The following is a 19,324-nucleotide window of genomic DNA, read 5'->3' as shown; positions in this document are numbered from 1 at the left end:
CCCACGTTGTCGCTTAGAATAACATTTTCAAGCCTGCCAAGCCTAACCCAATGATGAATCCACAAATCGCACCATTTACCCGAATCCATTGTAGATCGCTACCGATCTTCTCTTCCATGAGCACCGTCAACTTCTCGTTGTCGAGTTTGTCTAGGTTCTCTTTCACCAGTTGGCCAATTTTACTGTGATTTTGTTCCACATAGGACGCGATCTGCTCTTGAATCCAGTCTTCACCCTTGTGCAGCATATCAGGGTTTTCGCGAATGGATGTAAGCATTTTGCGTATAATGGGCACCACATGCTGAGGAACAAAGTCGGGCTCATCGATGAAGGCTTCCGCTTTTTCTTTTAGTTTAGTTAGTAAATGCGCTAACTTCTCATCGAGGTCGAACAGCTCAGGAAGCTTCGTTTTCAGTTTTTCTAGCTCTGCTAACAGCTGTGGATTACGCTCTAACTTGTGCAGTTCGCTACGGATAAACGTGAGCACAGATTCCCTGCGCGGGTGGTTTTTCGTGCGCATTTGCTCGATGTAGCTGAGTACAAAATTCTGAATAATTCCGCCAATTTTCTCCTCGTTCACCATACCAATAAACGCGTTCACGGCAAAAGCCATGAAGCCATTCGACTGCAAGCCTTCAAACGCTTTGATCGCCATAGCCCCCAGCTGATCACGTGTATCTGCTTTAATTGCCCAGGCCGCTACTTTGTCTAGGACAAAATCGAACGTTTTGCCGTCATAGCCGCCATCTTCGATGCTTTCCACAATGGTCCGTACGAGTCGGCTAGTATCAACGTCTTGGAGCGCTTTATGTATTTCCTCTGCAAGGAGAGGTGTTAATTTCTCTAGGTCAATCGCTTGAAGCGCTTGTTTCGCTAGCGCCGTGAGTCCTTTGTGCAAGGACGCATTATCCAGCTGCTTGTCTGCCAGCTCTAGGCCCCGCTCCAAGAATCGAATTTGCTGCAAACGTGCGCGAATGGTTTCTTTGGAGAGCAGCTCATTCTGTACGGTGGAGACGAGCGCCTTCGTAATCTTCTCCCGATTGTTCGGCAGAAGCGCCGTGTGTGGGATGGGAATGCCAAGCGGATGACGGAAAAGGGCGCTAACTGCGAACCAGTCAGCCAAGCCGCCGACAACCCCTGCCTCGAATCCACCTTGCAGGAATGTGCCCCATACGGTGGAGGACACGGCTGTTGGCAGCGTAGCCAGAAAGCCCGCGCCCATAACACCAAGTGAAACCGTTGCTATATACTTTGCTTCTTTTTTCATCGTCATAACATCTCTTTCCTCGTGGGGTTGATGAATCATTCTTTCTATTTTATCACATTTTGGAAAGAAAGGTGGGAGGGGTGTTGGTGGGGGAGGAATTGGGGTCAGACTGGCTGTTGGAAACGGCAGTTCTAGGAATGACAGTTGCAGCAACAACAATTACAGAAAGAAATGCTGTTTTAACCCTTTTAGCTGCAGTTCATCGCAACATGTACAATTATCCGCCTCAGTGACTCCTGTTTGTTTCAAACAAATCAAACTCCTTTCCTCCTCTTCCGTAACAATCACACTCCCCCACGCACAAAATAACTGGATTTTACGTAGCTAATTTTGTACTTTCTCGCTCGATTTGGAATTTAAATGGAAAATATGTAGGTATTTTCACCAGATTTCCTAATTTCCATCGAATTTGGCTTGGATTAGCTGTAGGAAATCCAGTTAATTGTTGTAGATGGGAGAATCCTGCATAAATAACTGGAGAAAATCCATTTAATCGCCAATGTGGTGGCTGGGGTGAAGGGGTGATCGGGTGATGGTGGCAGATTACGGGGTAATGGTGACGGACGCGGAATGACAGCAACCATATGATGGATGCAACTGCATTCTGTACGCCCACTATAAGAAACCACAAAAAAAGAGAGCCATTGTCGGCTCCCCCAATAAGCAATCTTATCGCTCGCCTTCCCACTCTGCATAAAACTGCTGCAGATACAGCTCCATGAAGCGATGCCGCTCCTCCGCGAGCTGCCTCGCGTAGGCCGTATTCATAAGCTCCTTCAGCTTGAGGAGCTTCTCATAAAAGTGATTTATCGCGGTGTCATTGCCCCCGCGATACTCCGCCTCTGTCATCTGCTCGCGCGCGATGACGGAAGGATCATGAATCGGGCGGCCTTTCCAGCCCGAATAAGCAAACACGCGCGAGATGCCCACCGCGCCAATGGCATCCAACCGGTCGGCATCCTGCACGACCTGGCCCTCCAGCGTGCGCATTGGCGGACGCGCGCCGCCCTTGAACGACATCGTGCTGATAATCTCCAGCACGTGCTCTACCTGCGCCGCCGGCGTGCCGCTGGCGGCGAGCCAAGCATCCAGCTCGCGCTGCGCCGCAGCTGGATCGGCGTTGAGCTTCTCGTCGACAACGTCGTGAAGCAACGCCGCAAGCTCGCAGACGAAGCAATCAGCGCCCTCTTGGGCGGCAATGCGCTTCGTCGTCTGCACCACGCGATAAATATGCCACCAATCGTGGCCGCTGCTATCGCGCTCTAGCTTCTCCTTCACGAGCGTCTCCGCCGCGAGTAGTATCCTCTCTTGATCTACTTCATTTTCCATCATTTCTTCTTTTTCCTCTTTCCTTGTCCAGACTTTCTTTGTTCCAGCTTTTCTTGTTCAGGCTTTTCTTGCTCAGACTTCCCTAGTCCAGACTTTCCTGGTTCCAACTTTTCACGGTTATCTTCTCTAGCGCTCTCATCACTCAAAAGCTCTCCGCCAGATACGCCCTCATCAAGATGTCCGAGCTCTCCGGCAATCTCATTGCCCGCATGGAGCTTAAGCGCAACCACTTTGCCCTCATCCGATTTCTTGGGTTCAGGCACTTTTCCATCTATCTGTTTTTGTATGATTTTCTTAAAATTTTTGCCGTATTTATCCTCAAGCTTAGTACCCATATCTTGCTGAAGCTCCTGTAACACGACACTACTGCAAAAATGATTATACAGCAACTCCACCATCGCAGGATGCTCGGTTATCATCGCTACCGTGGGATCTTCGACGCCTCGCGTGCCAATAATCGCCAGTTTACGATCAATAAGTATCGCGAATTTACGCCCCTGCTGCCCTTTCAGACCCTCTCCACGTTTACGTGCAAATGGGTAGAATCCAGTTCCGGCATCGCGCGTCGGCATGACAATGACACGCACGCCTTGTGCAGACACCTCGCGGATATCATCCCTCAGCAGCTTCGCTTCCTCTGGAGACAGATCACAGAACGCTTCCTCGTGCGCTTTCCTAAGCTCCGAACGAATACGTTCGATAACCTTGGTTTCACCTTCCAAGCTGAAATACTCCGACATCTGCGTCTCTTGCTTGGGCAGATGCTCTTTCACATAACGGATGGAGGCTTGCAGCTCCGCTTCCATTCGCTCGCCGATTTCCTCAATCGGCACACTTTGATATACGGTGGGTTCACCATGACTCGTGAGCACTGCGCCCTTTTCTGCGAGCTTTTGTAAAGCTGCATATACGTTCGAACGCGATACGCCAAGCCCCTTGGCGATTTCATAGCCAGTTTGCGTGCCACTCACTGCTAGTACGTGCAGACACTTCGCTTCCAAATCCGTGAAGCCAAGGTTTTTCAAATGCTGTAGAACATTCTCCATGGCGCAGCCCCCCTCATATCCCTATTGTAGCATGATCAAAAGCATAGTCGTATCGTTTCACAGTACGTCCTACAGAAATTTTTATATTGACAATGATAATCATTATCAAATAATATGGTGGAAGTTAATGGGTTGCTTTTTTTATATAACCAATAGGAGGTCCATCATGTCCAAAATTATCATCGTATACGCAAGCATGTCTGGAAATACAGAAGAACTCGCCGAGGCGATTGCAGCCGGCATTCAAGAGGCAGGGATCGAGCCTGTTCTCAAAAACGTTATGGATACGAACGCAAGTGAGCTCGAGCAATATGAAGGTGTTTTACTAGGAGCTTATACGTGGGGAGATGGCGACTTACCAGATGAGTACGAAGATTTCTACGACGAAATGGATGACATTAATCTCGAGGGACGCAAGTTCGGCGTATTCGGTTCTGCTGATTCCTCTTACACGTATTTTGGCAAAGCGGTGGATACACTCGAAGAGAAGCTAGCTGAAATTGGCGGGGAAAAAGTATTCGATGGCTTCAAAGTGGAACTTAATCCGTCCAAGGATGAGAAACAATTGTGCCATGAGTTAGGTCTTAAATTTGCTGCAGCATTAGCCTAAGCAACTGACCATGCCTAAAATGAAAGACCGGAAAGCGGCCCCTGTGGCCACGATCCGGTTCCCTTCTTACAACGTTTCTACTTCGGCGATCTCGATATATTCCATACTTTTCATCTCATCATACACTTCAGAAGCATATTTCCGATCCACATATACGATGAAATTTAGCTCCTGCAGTTCTTGGTTCAATTCTTTGATGTGAACACTTTTCATTTTGTACCCTTTGGCAATAATCGCCTTGATAATCGTCGTTAAATTCCCCTCATGGGAAACGATCAGACGCACGCGAAGATCTTTCATGATTAGCGGTCTCGGTCCCATTTTTTTAATAAAATAAGGTAACACGATTACGCTGATGAGAATGAGCATGAGTCCGAAGAAGGCTTCAACGTAGAATCCAGCTCCAACTGCAATTCCAAGGCCTGCAGCTCCCCAAATCATAGCAGCCGTTGTCAGTCCAATAATGACATCATTGTGCTTGCGAAGAATAACACCTGCGCCAAGAAAACCGATCCCGCTCACCACTTGCGCCGCGAGCCTCATGGGATCCATAACATGCAAACCAGCAACAGCGTACTTATTCGCCGATTCAATCGATACGATTGTCAATAAGCAGCTGCTTAAGCAAATGACAAGTGACGTCTTCAATCCCAGCGGTTTATTCCTAATTTCCCGTTCCAATCCAATAATTAATCCAAATATTGCTGATATCCCAAGTTTCATTAAAATATGCAAATCTACAGTAAATTCCATCATCGTTGACTCCCCTAGTTAAGTAACCTTTACAATATCTTAACAAATTAAGGATGTAAATAACCATTTGTCAAATGGGAAAATGTTTATGCACAAAACCAAAAAGCCCGAGAAGAGTTAGGCAACTCTCCCAGGCTTAGTTAATTAGATTCGGAAGCGATAGCCCGCTCCCCATATGGTTTCAATATACTGTGGATTGGAAGGATCCTGCTCCACTTTCTCTCGCAGCTTGCGGATATGCACGGTCACTGTGGCGATCTCCCCCATGGCATCCATGCCCCACAGAAGATCAAACAATTGCTCCTTGCTGTATACCCGATTGGGATTCATTGCTAGATGAGTCAGCAGATCGAATTCTTTGGTCGTGAACATAACCTCCCGCTCATTCACAAACACGCGCCGCGCTGTTTTATCAATCATCAATCCGCGAATGCGAACCTCATCATTCTTCGTCTCACGACGTCCCATCAACCGTTCGTACCGGGCCAAATGGGCCTTCACTCTAGCTACCAGCTCACTTGGGCTGAACGGTTTGATCATGTAATCATCGGCTCCAAGGCCGAGACCGCGTATTTTGTCGATGTCTTCCTTTTTAGCCGAAACCATGACGATGGGAATATCCTTCACACTCCGGATACGTCGGCAAATTTCAAAACCATCCATAATCGGAAGCATAAGATCGAGTATCACGAGATCATAGTCGATCGACAGCGCGCGCTCCAACCCACGTTCGCCACTCGTTTCAATATCAACCTCATACCCGTTAATTTCCAAATAATCACGTTCTAGCTCGGCAATGCTTTGTTCATCTTCTACGATTAAAATCCGACTCATGCTTCGCTTCCTTTCCCCTGATAAAGTGGTAAGGCCATAAACACGGTAGTGCCCAGCCCTAACACGCTAGTCGCACCAATGCGCCCGCTATGCTCTTCAATGATTTGCTTCGCAATTGCCAGTCCTAGTCCGCTGCCTCCTGTTGCCGTATTGCGCGAAGGATCTGCGCGGTAGAAACGATCGAAAATATGCGGAAGCGCCTCATCCGAGATACCCTGACCATTGTCCTTGATTTGAATAACGGCAAATTCATCCTGCCGCAACACACTTAACGTAATCTGACAGTTGCCTTCTTCACTGTATTTAATTGCATTCTCTATTATGTTTAGAAGCACGCGTCTAAGCTTATCGCGATCTGCAGTAACCAGTATCGGCTCTTGTGGCAGATCGGCAAGTGTAAACTGGACTCCTTTTTTCTCCATATCAAATTGCAGTTCCTGCGTACAATCCTGCACGTAGTTCCCTAGATCGACGGTCTCGAATTGAAAAGGAACTTTCCCCAGATCCAACTTGGAAAATAGAAATAGCTCATCAATCAGCCGATCCATATCCGCCGCTTTGTTATAAATGGTTCGAATATATTTATCCAGCTTATCTGGCGAATTCGAGACGCCATCCATGATGCCTTCCACATAACCTTTGATCGCAGTGACTGGCGTTTTTAAATCATGAGAAATATTCGAAATAAGCTCCTTGCGGTTCTCCTCATATTGGAGTTGAAGCTCCACGGATTTCTTGAGTTTTCGGCGCATTTCTTCAAAAGCAACGCTAAGCTCGCCAAGCTCATCCTTGCGATGTGGGACGATTTCGAAGTCCAAGTTGCCTTCTTTAATGTCTTCAGCCGCCCGTTTCAAAGCGCGTAACGGCCTTATAATGCTGCGTGAAACGAAGTAAGTCAGCACACCATTAGTCGCGATGAGGATGAATATAAAAGTTAAGAAAACCGTTTTGGAGAATTGGTGTAAATATTTCTGAAAAGGCCCGCCGTCTAGAAATACGAATACCGTACCTTTACTCTTATCCGAAAATAAGAAATCCTGCTGTCTAGTTATCCACAGGGAACCCTGATTACGTTGAAATTTCCCTGGTGGTGTACCATAAAGTGGGAGCAGCGAGGTGTCACCAGCTTCTTTATCTTTGAGATAGGAAGATAAATACGTAATATTTTGATCCTTCCGAATGATCAGCCCCATATTGATTTTGTGAAAACGCTCGTTCAAATCCTTCACAAACGTTTCCTGTAGAAAGGCATCGGGATCCGTTTCAATCTTGGCCTTGATATAAGCGACATTTTCCGCTTCCTGATCGACGACGCGCTTAATGGGATTGCCATGCGAAAAGTCGACATCAAAACCGGATTTCAAGCTTCCGAAAGTGGCGATGCTGATCAGAATGACGGCTAGCCCAAAGAGCACAAGCGGTACAAGCAGCATGGCAATATAGGATAGGACTAGCCGTACGCGAATCGACATCGGGTCAGAGCTCCTTTTTATCAAACAAATAATAACCTGCTGTAAAAAATAGTATACTGCACGCTGTCAAAAACATAAAGATCGAGAAGATCTTGCTCGTCACCATCGAACCGCCAACCCAAAGCATATGCCAATCCATGTAGGCTGTTGGTGAGTAAGTTGCGATTTGTGGGAGGAAGAACGCCGCTACTTTGAATGCCAAGTATAACAGGATGCTGACCGTCAGCGCCGAGCTGCTGCTCAAGAAAAACTGCGCCAAACATACCGCGGCGACACTCAATGCTAGCAGGGGTACAAAGGCAGCGCCGTAGGCGAGCAACCAATTGCCGAGTGTTCCTATCCCACCGAAATGCTGAAATAATAATGCGGAGACTATCGATGCGACGAGGGCCACGACTAAATATAGAGCAATATAGATGGCCAGCGCTAATTGTTTGGATGCAAATACTTTAAAACGGGAGAGTGGTCGGGTTAGGACATTTTTCATCGTACGATCCCCCATCTCCCCAGAGAACACATCCGCAGCTCCCATGAACACGAACAGAGGCAGGAAAATCGTCGTAAACAAGCCCAGCATAACGATGGGGAAATCCTTCGCTGCGATCGCACCGATTCCGATACCATCTTGGAACCTCGAGAGCAGAATACCTGCTAGAATGGGTAGCAGCAAGGTGACAGCTAGAAAGAAGATCGTTTTCTTTTTGTAGGCGAGTTTCAGCGTCTCATTCCATACATTGGCTGTTAAAATACTAGGCATTAGCGGCAAGCCCCCTAACTTCTTGAATTTCCCGTAGGTAAGCGGCTTCCAAGGATGGGCTACCTTCGATCAGATCGGAAACGAGTCCCTCACGGACGAGCTTCCCTTGATGGATAATGCCAATGCGATTGCACATAAGCTCCATTTCGTGGATAAGGTGAGAGGAGATTAAAAACGTGATCCGTTCTTCTCGTGCTAGCCGTAGGATGATTTCACGAATATGAACCATCCCCTCGATGTCGAGACCATTCGTTGGTTCATCGAGAATGAGAAGTTCCGGCTTTGAGAGCATCGCGGACGCTAGTCCGAGCCTTTGCTTCATGCCAAGTGAGTAACCTGCTACCTTTTCGTGCTGAAAAGGGGTTAAATCCACGATCTCGAGTACTTCGTCTATTCGCTGCTTGCTCACACCTGGATACAACCGCGCTGCTTGCTCCAGATTTCTTCTGCCGCTCATGTAGGTGTAGGCTTCTGCCGTTTCGATCAACACGCCGACCTTCGCCATCGCTTGCTCATACTGTGTTTTCACGTCGTAGCCAAACAGCTTTACCTGACCTTGCTGCGCCTGAGATAGGCCAGTCATGATCTTCATGACGGTTGTTTTCCCCGCTCCGTTTGGCCCAAAGAAGCCATATATATCACCACGCTGCACCGTCATATTTACTTGATGAATGCCGCGGAGGTTACTGAATATTTTCGTTACATTGCTAAGTTCAACAACGTGTTTCATGCCGTTCCGCCTTTCAAAAGGGAAATGAGGAGGAGGGCCAAGGTTGACCGCTCCTCTTTGGTGCTTATTAGTGCTTGTCGCCCCATTTTTTGTGGCCCGACATGTCATCGAATTTCACGTTCTCGACTTGCTTCCCGCTCAAATCAACCGTATCCGGCGTTGTCGAGTTCAAGCTGGATAGTGTCATATCAATGCGAAGCACAACATCGTGCTCAGCACCTTGCTCATCTTTACCAGACAAATGAATTTGTGCCGATTGACTCGTAATGTGGTCGTCCCCGTCCACGCTCGCATTCACTTCCACTTCATCCATAGAAATATCGGAAGAAAGCTGCGGCAGGCTATTCCTTAGTGTCGCGAGGTCAATCCCCAGCGTGTTCGCTTTGGTTGGCATTGGCTCATCTTTGGCCATTGTGCCATGTTTGATTACTAGTGAACCCACGGTATTCACAATCGGAGAGATCTGGCTGCCGGAAAGCTTGAAATGAATTTCCTTCCCGTTACCCGCTGCGTCGTCCATCGTGACATAATTTTTCAAGTTGCCGACTAGGGCATCCACCACATTTTCCACTTCGCTGATGACTTCTGGGTCTGCGGTATGGTTGCCGTTGTTATGTCCTTTGAACTTCGCTGGCGCGTTGTCACCTTCAATGACTTTGTAAACATCAGAATCGGCTGTTTTGATAATCTGCTTGCCATCTTGGTTGTAGAATTGAATCGTTTGCTGCTCATTCGTGCCATTAAGTACATTCACTTGTGCACTCCCAGCGTGATCGGCTCCGCCGGTTTTGATCGTTGATTTCACTTGCAGCAAGGAAGCTCCGTTGTCCTGTAATGACACATTTACTTGGCGTGTTACGTTCGTAATCGTCGCTGTTTGTTTCACCGCTGTTTTGAACGATTCATACCCGGGAGCTTCTCCCACACCTGCATATACTGAGGTCACTAGCATCATGCTGCCTACCGCTACACCTAATCCCAACATCGCTAACTTCTTATTCATCTCGTCCTGCCTCCGCGTAATCCATACGCTTTCTCTAATTTGGCTGCGCTACTTGCGCTTCCATACTGACTATCTTAGCCCTCAAGAGTTAATTGCCACTAAACCGCCTATTAACCTGGCCTAAAACAATTCTTAAATATTTCTAAACTGGGTAATAACGAGCTCAAATGAAAAAGAAGCCCCCCTCCTGCGATGGGTAGCTTCTTGTTGATTCGTTGCTGACTAATATTGTGTTTGTTTTATATTCGTTTTCAACATACCTGAGTGGAGAATACTGGGTTTTACATTTATGGTACCGAGCTCATAGTCGGTTAGCGGCTTTTCACCGTAATTCGTGAGTTTGGCCCATCTGGCGAAATCATCCCTGTAAAGGATATGCTCCAGTGCATATACATCAGTTTCTCTACTTTTGCCAAGTTTAAAGGTCATCTCAATTTCTTCCTTTACTTGTTTGGCAATCAGTTTCTTCAATTCAGCCTCGTCAACCTCTTCGAATATTTCAGCTATGGTAGACGGAGCTAACACCTTCACATCGAAAATGGTTTTCTCACCATCCGCTCGTATCTTAATATGAGCCTTCGGTTTGATCATCACGTTGTGAACCGGTTTCCCCTCTCTATAAACGAGCATTGGGGTACGAATTGTATGTGTATTCAACCACCTTGCACCAACAAATTCTTCCTCCGAAAACCATTGCAAACTACGATGCTTGTTCAAGGCATAAACGCCATTCACCCTTAGTTTGGGATCTGGCTTTTTGTTTTTCCTCCATACCTCATCTTCGATGTCCAATGTGGGCAACATCACCGTATCCCCAGGCTCTCGTAATCTCGAAGCCACCCAATACAGCCGATGTGGAGAGATGTAAGATCGTTGTCGAAAGCTATCCGCTGGCTGCATTAAGATGGAACTCATCGGCGAGACATTGAAAAAGGGAATAACGGAGAAAATGTCCTCAATCGACTCGTCTGTACTATAAAACCACTGAGTGAATCTCGTTTCACTATAGCGAACGTTTCCGTCTGTAAATTTGCCTATTCCTTGATTTAACGCATTTTTGGAAAACAAGTAAGCACCGACATGTCCCCAGAATACACGTTGCTGGGACGTCCGGTAGAGCTTATTGAATGCCTCGCTAACAGTTGCGCCCTCTTCTTTACCTACCCAAATCAAAGGTAACTGTGCCGATTGACCCCCTTCTTGTTTGGCCACACTTGCAAAATCCAACATTTGTCCGTAGACGATGTATTTCCCATCTTTATAATCAAAACCAATCGCTGTCATGTAGTTTGTGTCTTGAATCGTTTTTAAATCCCAACAGCCCGTCAAGCTAGTTAATATTAGCGCTGCCACCGTTAGTTTCAACCACATTTTCATCATGAAGATTCACTGCCTTGTCTTGTATCATCCTGCGTATTGAGCTCGATCGGCCTGCGTGCAAGCTTCTTCCAAGTCTTCGAAAATAAGGAAGCGATCATTTCCCCGAATAGAGGCGGTGAAATTGGTGCTAGATAAGGTACGCCAAATGACTCTAGCGTCGACATCAAAAGAACTAAGCCCATGAGCGAAATCATGAATCCGTATATACCGAACATGGTGGAGATCAGCAGAATAATAATACGTAACACCGTAATGGTTCCGGCGAGATTTTGATTAACTAGCGTATACATCGATATCGTAGATAGGGAAGTAACTACCAAGGTAGTGGGGCTTGTAATTCCAGAGCGTATCGCCGCATCACCAACAATTAATCCGCCTACTACGGTAACCGTTTGTCCAACTACCTTGGGCAATCGAGCGCCCGCTTCACGGAACAATTCAAATAACATCAGCATGATAATGAAATCCATTGGGCCTGATAAAGGCAAGCCTAATCGTGAAGAAGAAATTGTGGCTACGAGTTGATACGGAATTTGGTCCAAATTAAAGCTGGACACCGAAATCCAAAGACCTGGCAACAATACCGATATGAGCAAACCGATTATTCTCAGCAATCTCTCGAATGCAACATAATAGTAGGGATTATGGACATCTTCAGGTGAGTCTAAAATATAGGATAAGGTGACTGGTGCAACGAGAACCATTGGAGACCCATCCACAATAATCGCAAATCGGCCGCGAAGTAGGCTATCTGCCACAAAATCAGGTCTCCCCGTATAATTCAGCATAGGAAAGATCGAATAACTACGCCCTGATAAGGCTTCCTCGAGCTGTGCGCTGCTGATAACCGCATCGACATCAATCGATTGTAGTCGATCTTTAGCCTCTTGCAGGACCGACTCATTGATGATATCGCCGAGATACAGTAAAGCAACTACTGTGTTGCTTCTTCGCCCTAATAGTATCTTTTCCACACATAAGCTCGATGTGGCCAAGCGTTTGCGAATTAAAGCGATATTCGTGATGACATCTTCAATAAATCCGTCGCGTGGTCCTTTAATCGACGTTTCCGTACTAGATTCTTCAGGTGTACGGTTCGGTGGAGCGGCAATATCCAGTGAGTATATACCTTGGCTATTTTCAAAAAATAAAATTAACTGACCCGCAAAAACAGATAATTTCATCTCATCTACGACATGTTTACCCGTGAGTTTGACTAATTGAAGTAATGTTCTCAGATCGAGAGCTTCTTCATTTTGATAATAATCACTATTTATAAACGCCTGCAGATTAGGCAGCACGAGACCATCGATCATATCCTTTTTTACCATGCCCTCACAATACACCATCGTTACACGCTCAACCCTGCCTCCTTGCGTGACAGGGTACGTTTTCACAATAACATCGTCCGAAAGGGCAAACCATTCACGGAAATCCTGCTCATTCACTTAAGCATCCTGCTCCTTTCGCCGAATAGGCAGCATAGCAACTACAAGTAAAAACAACAGTAGAGATAGACCGACTACAAACATCAACGAATAGTAATATCTCTGCAGCCAAATCACCATTTGATTATCCGATACGGGATACAAGGTAATTCCAAATAAACCTAGGCTTATCCCAATAAGAAAGTAGGTTCTGGTAGATTTCTTCTCTATTCTCATCATATCTAAACTAATAAATAACAATATCGAGGTCCGCATGCTAGACCCCGAAATCCATTGAAAAATGGATAAGAAATCTAGATGGGAAATATATTTCCCAAGTGACACCATCCGCCATTGTTCAAAGGCTGGATACCTTAAATCCGCTGCTTCAAAGGGACCGAATATGGCGATTGCTCCTGTTAGTGGACCGATGGTAAGCCCGATTAAACACGTGGTCAGTATCAATAATCCTCGTAGGCGGATACGCGTTCGGACATGATGCTGCATAACGAGAATACTCAGTACTTCGAAGGAAGCGCTGCAAGTTAACAGCATACACATGAGTGTCGGACCATATCCATGTGTGAAAAGCGGTGTTAGCAGCGTGTAATCCTTGTATTGAAAATTAGCACCCATCACAAAGTATCCGAGAGCAACAACTGCTGGCAAAAGGAGGCCAGATGCAATAGCAATCGCTTTAATACCTTCTCTTGCTGCAAAAAAGCAAAATAGGATAAACAAGAACGAAATCATAATGAGGGGGGTTCTAGGCAAGTAGGTGACGTGTGTCCACATGGTGACATCTTTAATCGTGACTAAGGCATGCGTTAAACAGATTAAGACAATGAACGATTGAATGAGATACGCCCCCCATTTTCCCAACCTCATTCTTATCCATGCAATCAAGTCACCTTGTTTGGTTCGTTTAACCAAGAAGTAGATCAAGAAAGTCCAGACAAGCATAGGTACAATGGCGAGTGAAGCTCCTAACCAGGAATCTCGTTTTCCATAGTGCAGTAGAACAGGGATGAGCAGAACATGATTCGTTATCGCGATGGCAATGATCACGATCCCATATAATTGAATGGAAGTAATTTGTTTATTTACAGACATAAGTGTTCTCCGCATTGGTATGACGTGGAAATGATGGCATCGGCTATCGTTAAGTTCTCCTTCATCTGGAAAATTATGCGTAAAGACGCAACAAAGCCGCCTTCCAAGAGTCGGAAGGCGGCTTATGCGGCCAATTACATTAATAGAATGTTGCCAATATGATAACCAACAAAATGTACAATACTAGTACAACTGCTGTGCTGGAGTATCCAACGTTTGACATGGTTAGTTCCCCCTTCCGCCTGCTATACCTGATCTTGGTTGCTCCATATATTCTATGTTAGGCAGGGCGGATGGGTATGGACGGATGTCTATTTATCGGGAAGAAAAGGGGTTAATTCACCTAGATAACAGACATCCAGATAGTGAAGTGCCCGGGTGCAAGCCGTGTAAAACAGCTTGCGTTCCTTCGCCTCCGCGTAGACAGCCGCCCCGGCGTCGTAGAGAATAACCGCGTCGAACTCGAGCCCTTTGGCGAGGTACGCCGGCAGGATCATCACGCCTGCTTCGTAGTGCAGCGTGTCTTTGCTGATCCGCGCGAGCTCTGGCAGCAGCGGCTTCAAGCGCCCGTGCGCGGACTCCGTCTCGCGCTCGGTCTTGCAAATGATCGCGACGGAGCTTGCGCCGCCGTCGCGTCTCCGTGCCGCCGCCTCTGCGACGAGGCGGATCAGATCTTGCTCGCTTGCTGCGCGCAGCAAGCGAGGTTCTTCGCCGCTGCGGCTGAACGGTTCCACCGGTTCGCCGCCCGGCAAGACCTGACACGCGAATTCGGTGATCTCGCGTGTTGAGCGGTAACTCTTGACGAGACGGATCGTCTCCGTCTCGTCTTCCCCCATCAGCTCGCTAATCGAGCTGTAGGATTGTTCTTGCTGCGTGGCGTCTGATCCCCCACCAGCACTGACGAGCTCGCTCACATTCGCGTTCGCGTGTGTGAAGATCCCTTGATTCCAATCGCCGAGCAGTGTGAAGCGGGCGCGTGGAAACAGCTTCTTCAAATAGGCATAGTGAAACGGGGAATAATCTTGCGCTTCATCGACCAAGCAATAACGAATCGTACCCACACGCAGTTGGCCTTCGACGAGTCCTTTCAAATACACAAGCGGTGTTGCATCCTCATAGCGCAGATGGCCTTGCTCTAGCGCTTCCACTGTAAAGGTGCTGATCGTCGTCCATGCTTCAGGCAACGACTGACCCGCTAGCTGAACAAGCTCTTGTTGTAGGCATGTGTCTGTAAAGAGCTCCTTGTACATGCCGAGCACGTCGACATAGGCTAATTTCTGTGCTTTTTCGCGGAGCGGCGTGATCGCTTTGTGCGCTTTGACTCTGCTCATTTTCTTCATCTCGGGCTCTGAGCCCATGTATTTCGGCTCACGCACAAGCTTGCGATAAAACCGCTTCTGCACATCCGCTTGAAACACGTCCAGCTGTTCCAATATCCATTCTGACAGCTGCTCCATGCGCTCACCGATAGCAAGAATCGAAGACTTCCCGTAGAATCGTTCGCTCAACTCCTCTGCGGTGATCAACACCTTCTTACCCACAGCCAAGTCAACGAATCGGATCCCGCCTTCTTTGAGCTTATCCCCATAGGCTTCAATCACACTTAAGAAAGCCTCGGAAGTCTTGTAGGTAATGCTCTGCAATCGTGCAGCGTACAAAGGATCCTGTTCGGTACCTGTCAAAATAAATTCGAGCTGATCATACGGATCCTCTAGCTTCAGTCCGGTATCTGTTAATTTATGTGTTAAATAATCTTGGAAGGTCGTTTGCTGCATGGTCGCTTCCCCCAGCTCTGGCAGAACGCGAGAAACGTAATCGCTGAACAGCGAGTTCGGCGAAAAGAGGATCATATTATCGGCACTAAGTGTCGTCCGATACTTATAGAGCAAATACGCGATGCGCTGCAGCGCAACGGACGTTTTACCGCTGCCCGCCGCGCCTTGGACGACCAGTACCTTGTGATGATCATCACGGATAATCTGATTCTGTTCACGCTGAATCGTGGTCACGATGGAGCTCATCTTCTCATCCGCGCTGCGGCTGAGCATCTTCTGCAGCATCTCATCACCGATCGAGATGCCCGTATCGAACACATCCTGCAGCTCGCCGGCTTTGATGATATATTGGCGCTTGAGCCATAGCTCGCCGCTTACATCCATCTCTGGTGTACGGTAGGTCGCTGGACCCGGCGGATAGTCATAGAACAAGCTTGCGATCGGCGCCCGCCAGTCATAGATGAGAATTTCATCTGTTTTGCTATCGATGAAAGACGTCAAACCGATATAGATTTTCTCCCGCTCCTGCTCGCCCTTCTCTTGAAAATCTATCCTGCTGAAATAAGGCGCATCGACCACACGCTCTAGCTTACGCAGAGCATCCTGCGCTAGCCGGTAGCTGCGCTCCTGCCCTTGCAGCACATGCTCCTGCTGAGCCATACTCGCAGCCGTTTCAATCAAATCATCGTCATTGTCGGCATTGACGGAAATATCGTCCCAGAAGCTACGGCCAATCGCCGTCGCTTCCGATCTCCGGTCATCTACCGTTTGGCGCAGTTCTATAATACGCCGCTGAATATTAGATCGCACCACAGAGACGCGCTGCGCTTCCTTCTCTCGTTCTTCATTCCCTATCGCCATGGTTTCAGTTCCACTCCACTCCCAGTGATTTCTATATTTTAAAGATACACGTTCTGAATGACTTCTTCAAATTCCGGTTCTTCCATATGTACATCATCCATATCGCCCCAACTGCTCACAATCCGTAGAACGTCCATCGCCTTCAGCTCTTGTCGGTTGCAAGCAATCGTCAGCCTGTTCGATTCTTGCGCGATCAAACGAAACGGCAGCTCCCAGCTATCCGGCACTTGAATCGCACCCCGATAGGACACCTTCATCATCGTAGGTAGCCCAATACGATCTCTCAGCTCGTCTATGGAACCATCATAGCCAATTTGCCCATGATTAATGACAATAACTCTTGGGCAAAGCTGCTCAATATCGTCCATGTCATGCGTCGTTAACAAGATCGTTTTCCCGAAATCCCGATTCAGTGTCTGTAGGAAACCGCGGATATTTCTTTTGGCTACCACATCCAGGCCGATCGTAGGCTCATCCAAAAACAAAATATCCGGATCATGCAGCATCGAAGCTGCCAAGTCGGCTCGCATTCGCTGTCCGAGGGAGAGTTTGCGAACGGGCGTATCTAGAATTTCTTTTAAATCGAGCAGCTCCGTCAATTCACCTAATCGTCTGTGCGCATCTGCCGCTTCTACGCGATACATCGCGAGGAGGATTTCGTAGGAATCCTTCACAGGGAGATCCCACCATAGCTGGCTTCGTTGTCCAAAGACAACACCAAGCTGTCTAACGACCTGCTTCCGTTGTTTCTGCGGGCTTTTGCCATGAATCAAAACCTCACCAGAGGTGGGGTGCAGGATGCCTGTGAGCATTTTGATCGTCGTCGACTTCCCCGCCCCATTTGGACCAATATACCCGACGAACTCCCCGGTTTCAATCTCGAAGCTCACATCTCGCACGGCTTCTTTCTCTTTATACGCCCTAGAGAATAGAGTTCGGATCCCCGAGAACTTCCCCTCCTGGATGACGGGGGATTGAAAGGTTTTGCGTAAATGCTTGACCGTTATCATTAAGGCCTTGCCCTCCCTTTTGGTTAATATGATTAACTACCTGTACTTTGATAGCGAGAAAGTCCTAGCTTCCAGAATCGCATGGCTAGCCAAAGCACAGCTACAGAGACTATTAATGTGCCTAACAACATGCCCACGCCACCTTCATTCCTCAATACATAGAGGGCAGGAATGTAGTTGACGAAGCCTACTGGAACGAGTACTAGCAGCGCGCCTTGCAACCATTTGGGATAGATGCTAAGCGGATAGCGGGCTGCTGTTTGGGAGGCGTCCTCGGTCATATTTTGCAAAGACTCAATACGCGTGAGCCAGAAACCTGCAGCCGCCGTCGCCAGCCCAATGGCGAATAAAATCACAGCACCAGTGAGGATGATAAACCCCGTTAATGGAATAGCGATCCAGCCGATTTGCCCGCTCCCGATAAGCGCTTTCATTGAAATGATCAACAGGATCAAACCTTGACCGATTTCGGCAATGAGAATCCTTGAATTTTGGGTCATTAAGGCAAGCAACACAGGGACAGGACGAATCAGAATCGCATCCAGATCGCCGGACACGAGATACTTCTCTAGATGGTGTACATCGGAGGCGAGCGTGCGATAAATCGCTTTGGAAATCATCATCACCCCGTACAAGTAACTCACCTCATACAGTGTCCAGCCATGAATTTGGCCAAACTTCATCAACACCAGCGCCACCATCATGAATTCAGAGATTTGAATGAACGAAGACATGAGGGTCGAGAACACAAAATTAAACTTATACTGCATGCGACTTCGGAAACTTGCCCTAATGAGCAGCAGAAACAGCCGAATCGAGATCATCCGCCCTGCACCTCCAGCTTCTTGCGAACCACTTGGGTAACGGCCAAGCAGACACAAGTAAACCCGATGCCCCATAGAATTGCACCTAGCACAACAGTGCCGTGTTCAAGTCCAAGGTAGATTCGAGTTGGGTAATAGAGTAGATAGGGATATGGTGTGTACAAGCTAATGGTCCGAAGCCAGCCTGGCAGCCATTCCACAGGGATAAAAAAGCCAGATAACAGCATAGCGAACGAATAGTTAACCCAGTAAAACCAACGGGATTCCGTCGTCCATAGGGCGGCTACACCAATTAAGTAGTTCAAACAGATGGAAATATAAGAGGCCGTGACGAGTGAGAGAGCTGTCCATCCATACACCGAGGCGATCTGTGGAAGCTGTAAGGAGAAGATGAAGACATAGAGGACATAAATCGGAATGCTTTTATATAAAAATTGATACCACACTTGACCCCATTCACGGCTCATCGCTTGATAAAATAAATGCACAGGCCGCATCAGATCGACCGCTATTTGACCCGTCCTGACCGATTGCTCGAGCCCGAGTCCATTCGTCGTAAACTGTGTAATCCACAGAATTGCCTGGTTAAAAGCAATGTAACTTACGATGCCTTTGGCACCGTATTCGCCTAGCGATGCATCGCTGCCTAAGCTGGTCCAGATGCTGGCATAAATAAAGCCGAACACCGCACTCACTGCATTATGCAGCAGATGCGAGCCACGATACTGCAAGTTCCTTGCGTACGCCTTGCGCGCCAAAACCGCGAAAAGCATAAAACACCTCCTGTTTTGTCATTCAAGATCCGTTTGACTTTTCGATTTTCGTGCAGTCGCCGCGTAGAGACGGAATCTCATATTACCAAAATAACCCTGCCCCTGGCAACCATTATTTCTTGCGGGGGTTTTGGTGGTTCCTCCCCATCACCCCCACATGTTTAACTGTAAAAACTACAGTTAACTCAACCACTTTTCCCTCTTTCGAGAGAATAACTGGATTTCCTGTAGCTAATTTCGCTAGATTCCGCTGAAACGGATGATAATGGGATAATTAACTGTACAGTTTCCATCTAATCTGTTAATTCATTCCTTTTCCACGAAAATAGATGGAGGTTTTCCAGTTAATATAGCGAGGAT

The 19,324-nt window shown here is 47.4% G+C and carries 18 protein-coding genes; 2 read left to right on the top strand and 16 right to left on the bottom strand.

Translation table 11 applies throughout. The features are described from left to right. Nucleotides 1-13: 13 nt before the first annotated feature. A complete protein-coding gene (locus ACSQ8O_RS06230; protein WP_436240867.1) occupies nucleotides 14-1,267 on the bottom strand; it encodes a DUF445 domain-containing protein in 1,254 nt (417 codons plus the stop codon). Nucleotides 1,268-1,353: 86 nt separating this feature from the next. Here ACSQ8O_RS06230 and ACSQ8O_RS06225 point away from each other — a divergent pair, with 86 nt between their 5' ends. After that, a complete protein-coding gene (locus ACSQ8O_RS06225; protein ID WP_436240866.1) occupies nucleotides 1,354-1,500 on the top strand; it encodes a hypothetical protein in 147 nt (48 codons plus the stop codon). Nucleotides 1,501-1,936: 436 nt separating this feature from the next. Here the strand turns inward: ACSQ8O_RS06225 and ACSQ8O_RS06220 are convergent, their stop codons facing one another. Both ACSQ8O_RS06220 and ACSQ8O_RS06215 read right to left on the bottom strand, forming a co-directional pair. Then, entirely contained in the window at nucleotides 1,937-2,599 is a 663-nt protein-coding gene (locus ACSQ8O_RS06220; protein ID WP_436240865.1) for an HD domain-containing protein, read from the bottom strand. Continuing rightward, nucleotides 2,596-3,642 carry a TrmB family transcriptional regulator gene (locus ACSQ8O_RS06215; RefSeq protein ID WP_436240864.1) on the bottom strand — a complete coding sequence of 349 codons (1,047 nt, stop codon included), beginning with the start codon at nucleotides 3,640-3,642 and terminating at the stop codon, nucleotides 2,596-2,598. The genes ACSQ8O_RS06220 and ACSQ8O_RS06215 overlap by 4 nt, the downstream gene beginning before the upstream one ends. A gap of 166 nt (nucleotides 3,643-3,808) precedes the next feature. Between ACSQ8O_RS06215 and ACSQ8O_RS06210 the strand changes: the two genes are divergently transcribed. Then, nucleotides 3,809-4,252 (top strand): flavodoxin, encoded by a 444-nt coding sequence (locus ACSQ8O_RS06210; RefSeq protein WP_056608397.1) that lies wholly within the window; start codon nucleotides 3,809-3,811, stop codon nucleotides 4,250-4,252. 66 nt (nucleotides 4,253-4,318) lie between these two features. Here the strand turns inward: ACSQ8O_RS06210 and ACSQ8O_RS06205 are convergent, their stop codons facing one another. The 13 genes from ACSQ8O_RS06205 to ACSQ8O_RS06145 form a co-directional block, all read right to left on the bottom strand. Beyond that, nucleotides 4,319-5,005, bottom strand: coding sequence for an MgtC/SapB family protein (locus tag ACSQ8O_RS06205; protein WP_056609560.1), 687 nt, complete (start codon nucleotides 5,003-5,005; stop codon nucleotides 4,319-4,321). Nucleotides 5,006-5,149: 144 nt separating this feature from the next. Then, entirely contained in the window at nucleotides 5,150-5,839 is a 690-nt protein-coding gene (locus ACSQ8O_RS06200) for a response regulator transcription factor (RefSeq protein ID WP_236291857.1), read from the bottom strand. Beyond that, a complete protein-coding gene (locus tag ACSQ8O_RS06195; protein ID WP_436240863.1) occupies nucleotides 5,836-7,311 on the bottom strand; it encodes a sensor histidine kinase in 1,476 nt (491 codons plus the stop codon). The genes ACSQ8O_RS06200 and ACSQ8O_RS06195 overlap by 4 nt, the downstream gene beginning before the upstream one ends. A 4-nt stretch (nucleotides 7,312-7,315) precedes the next feature. Continuing rightward, nucleotides 7,316-8,068: an ABC transporter permease gene (locus tag ACSQ8O_RS06190; RefSeq protein ID WP_436240862.1), complete on the bottom strand. Its 753-nt coding sequence runs from the start codon at nucleotides 8,066-8,068 to the stop codon at nucleotides 7,316-7,318. Beyond that, nucleotides 8,061-8,798 (bottom strand): ABC transporter ATP-binding protein, encoded by a 738-nt coding sequence (locus tag ACSQ8O_RS06185; protein ID WP_436240861.1) that lies wholly within the window; start codon nucleotides 8,796-8,798, stop codon nucleotides 8,061-8,063. Before ACSQ8O_RS06185 ends, ACSQ8O_RS06190 begins: the two co-directional genes overlap by 8 nt. A 67-nt stretch (nucleotides 8,799-8,865) precedes the next feature. Continuing rightward, the gene (locus ACSQ8O_RS06180; protein WP_436240860.1) at nucleotides 8,866-9,801 is read right to left on the bottom strand and encodes a hypothetical protein; all 936 of its coding nucleotides are present in this window, start codon (nucleotides 9,799-9,801) and stop codon (nucleotides 8,866-8,868) included. A gap of 222 nt (nucleotides 9,802-10,023) precedes the next feature. Next, a complete protein-coding gene (locus ACSQ8O_RS06175; RefSeq protein WP_436240859.1) occupies nucleotides 10,024-11,181 on the bottom strand; it encodes a Ger(x)C family spore germination protein in 1,158 nt (385 codons plus the stop codon). Continuing rightward, entirely contained in the window at nucleotides 11,178-12,629 is a 1,452-nt protein-coding gene (locus ACSQ8O_RS06170; RefSeq protein ID WP_436240858.1) for a spore germination protein, read from the bottom strand. Before ACSQ8O_RS06170 ends, ACSQ8O_RS06175 begins: the two co-directional genes overlap by 4 nt. After that, entirely contained in the window at nucleotides 12,630-13,721 is a 1,092-nt protein-coding gene (locus tag ACSQ8O_RS06165) for a GerAB/ArcD/ProY family transporter (RefSeq protein WP_436240857.1), read from the bottom strand. Nucleotides 13,722-14,032: 311 nt separating this feature from the next. Beyond that, nucleotides 14,033-16,357 carry an RNA polymerase recycling motor HelD gene (helD, locus tag ACSQ8O_RS06160; protein ID WP_436240855.1) on the bottom strand — a complete coding sequence of 775 codons (2,325 nt, stop codon included), beginning with the start codon at nucleotides 16,355-16,357 and terminating at the stop codon, nucleotides 14,033-14,035. Nucleotides 16,358-16,395: 38 nt separating this feature from the next. Next, on the bottom strand, nucleotides 16,396-17,367 hold the full coding sequence (locus ACSQ8O_RS06155; RefSeq protein ID WP_436240853.1) for an ABC transporter ATP-binding protein: 972 nt from the start codon (nucleotides 17,365-17,367) through the stop codon (nucleotides 16,396-16,398). A 32-nt stretch (nucleotides 17,368-17,399) separates the two neighbouring features. Beyond that, the gene (locus tag ACSQ8O_RS06150; protein WP_436241954.1) at nucleotides 17,400-18,191 is read right to left on the bottom strand and encodes an ABC transporter permease; all 792 of its coding nucleotides are present in this window, start codon (nucleotides 18,189-18,191) and stop codon (nucleotides 17,400-17,402) included. Further along, nucleotides 18,188-18,964 carry an ABC transporter permease gene (locus ACSQ8O_RS06145; protein WP_056608361.1) on the bottom strand — a complete coding sequence of 259 codons (777 nt, stop codon included), beginning with the start codon at nucleotides 18,962-18,964 and terminating at the stop codon, nucleotides 18,188-18,190. The genes ACSQ8O_RS06150 and ACSQ8O_RS06145 overlap by 4 nt, the downstream gene beginning before the upstream one ends. Nucleotides 18,965-19,324: the final 360 nt, after the last annotated feature.

The organism is Paenibacillus sp. LjRoot56, assembly GCF_964253335.1.
GTDB lineage: Bacteria > Bacillota > Bacilli > Paenibacillales > NBRC-103111 > Paenibacillus_E > Paenibacillus_E allorhizoplanae.
Note: the sequence above shows the minus strand (reverse complement) of the source record. Positions and strands in the feature narration are given on the sequence as shown.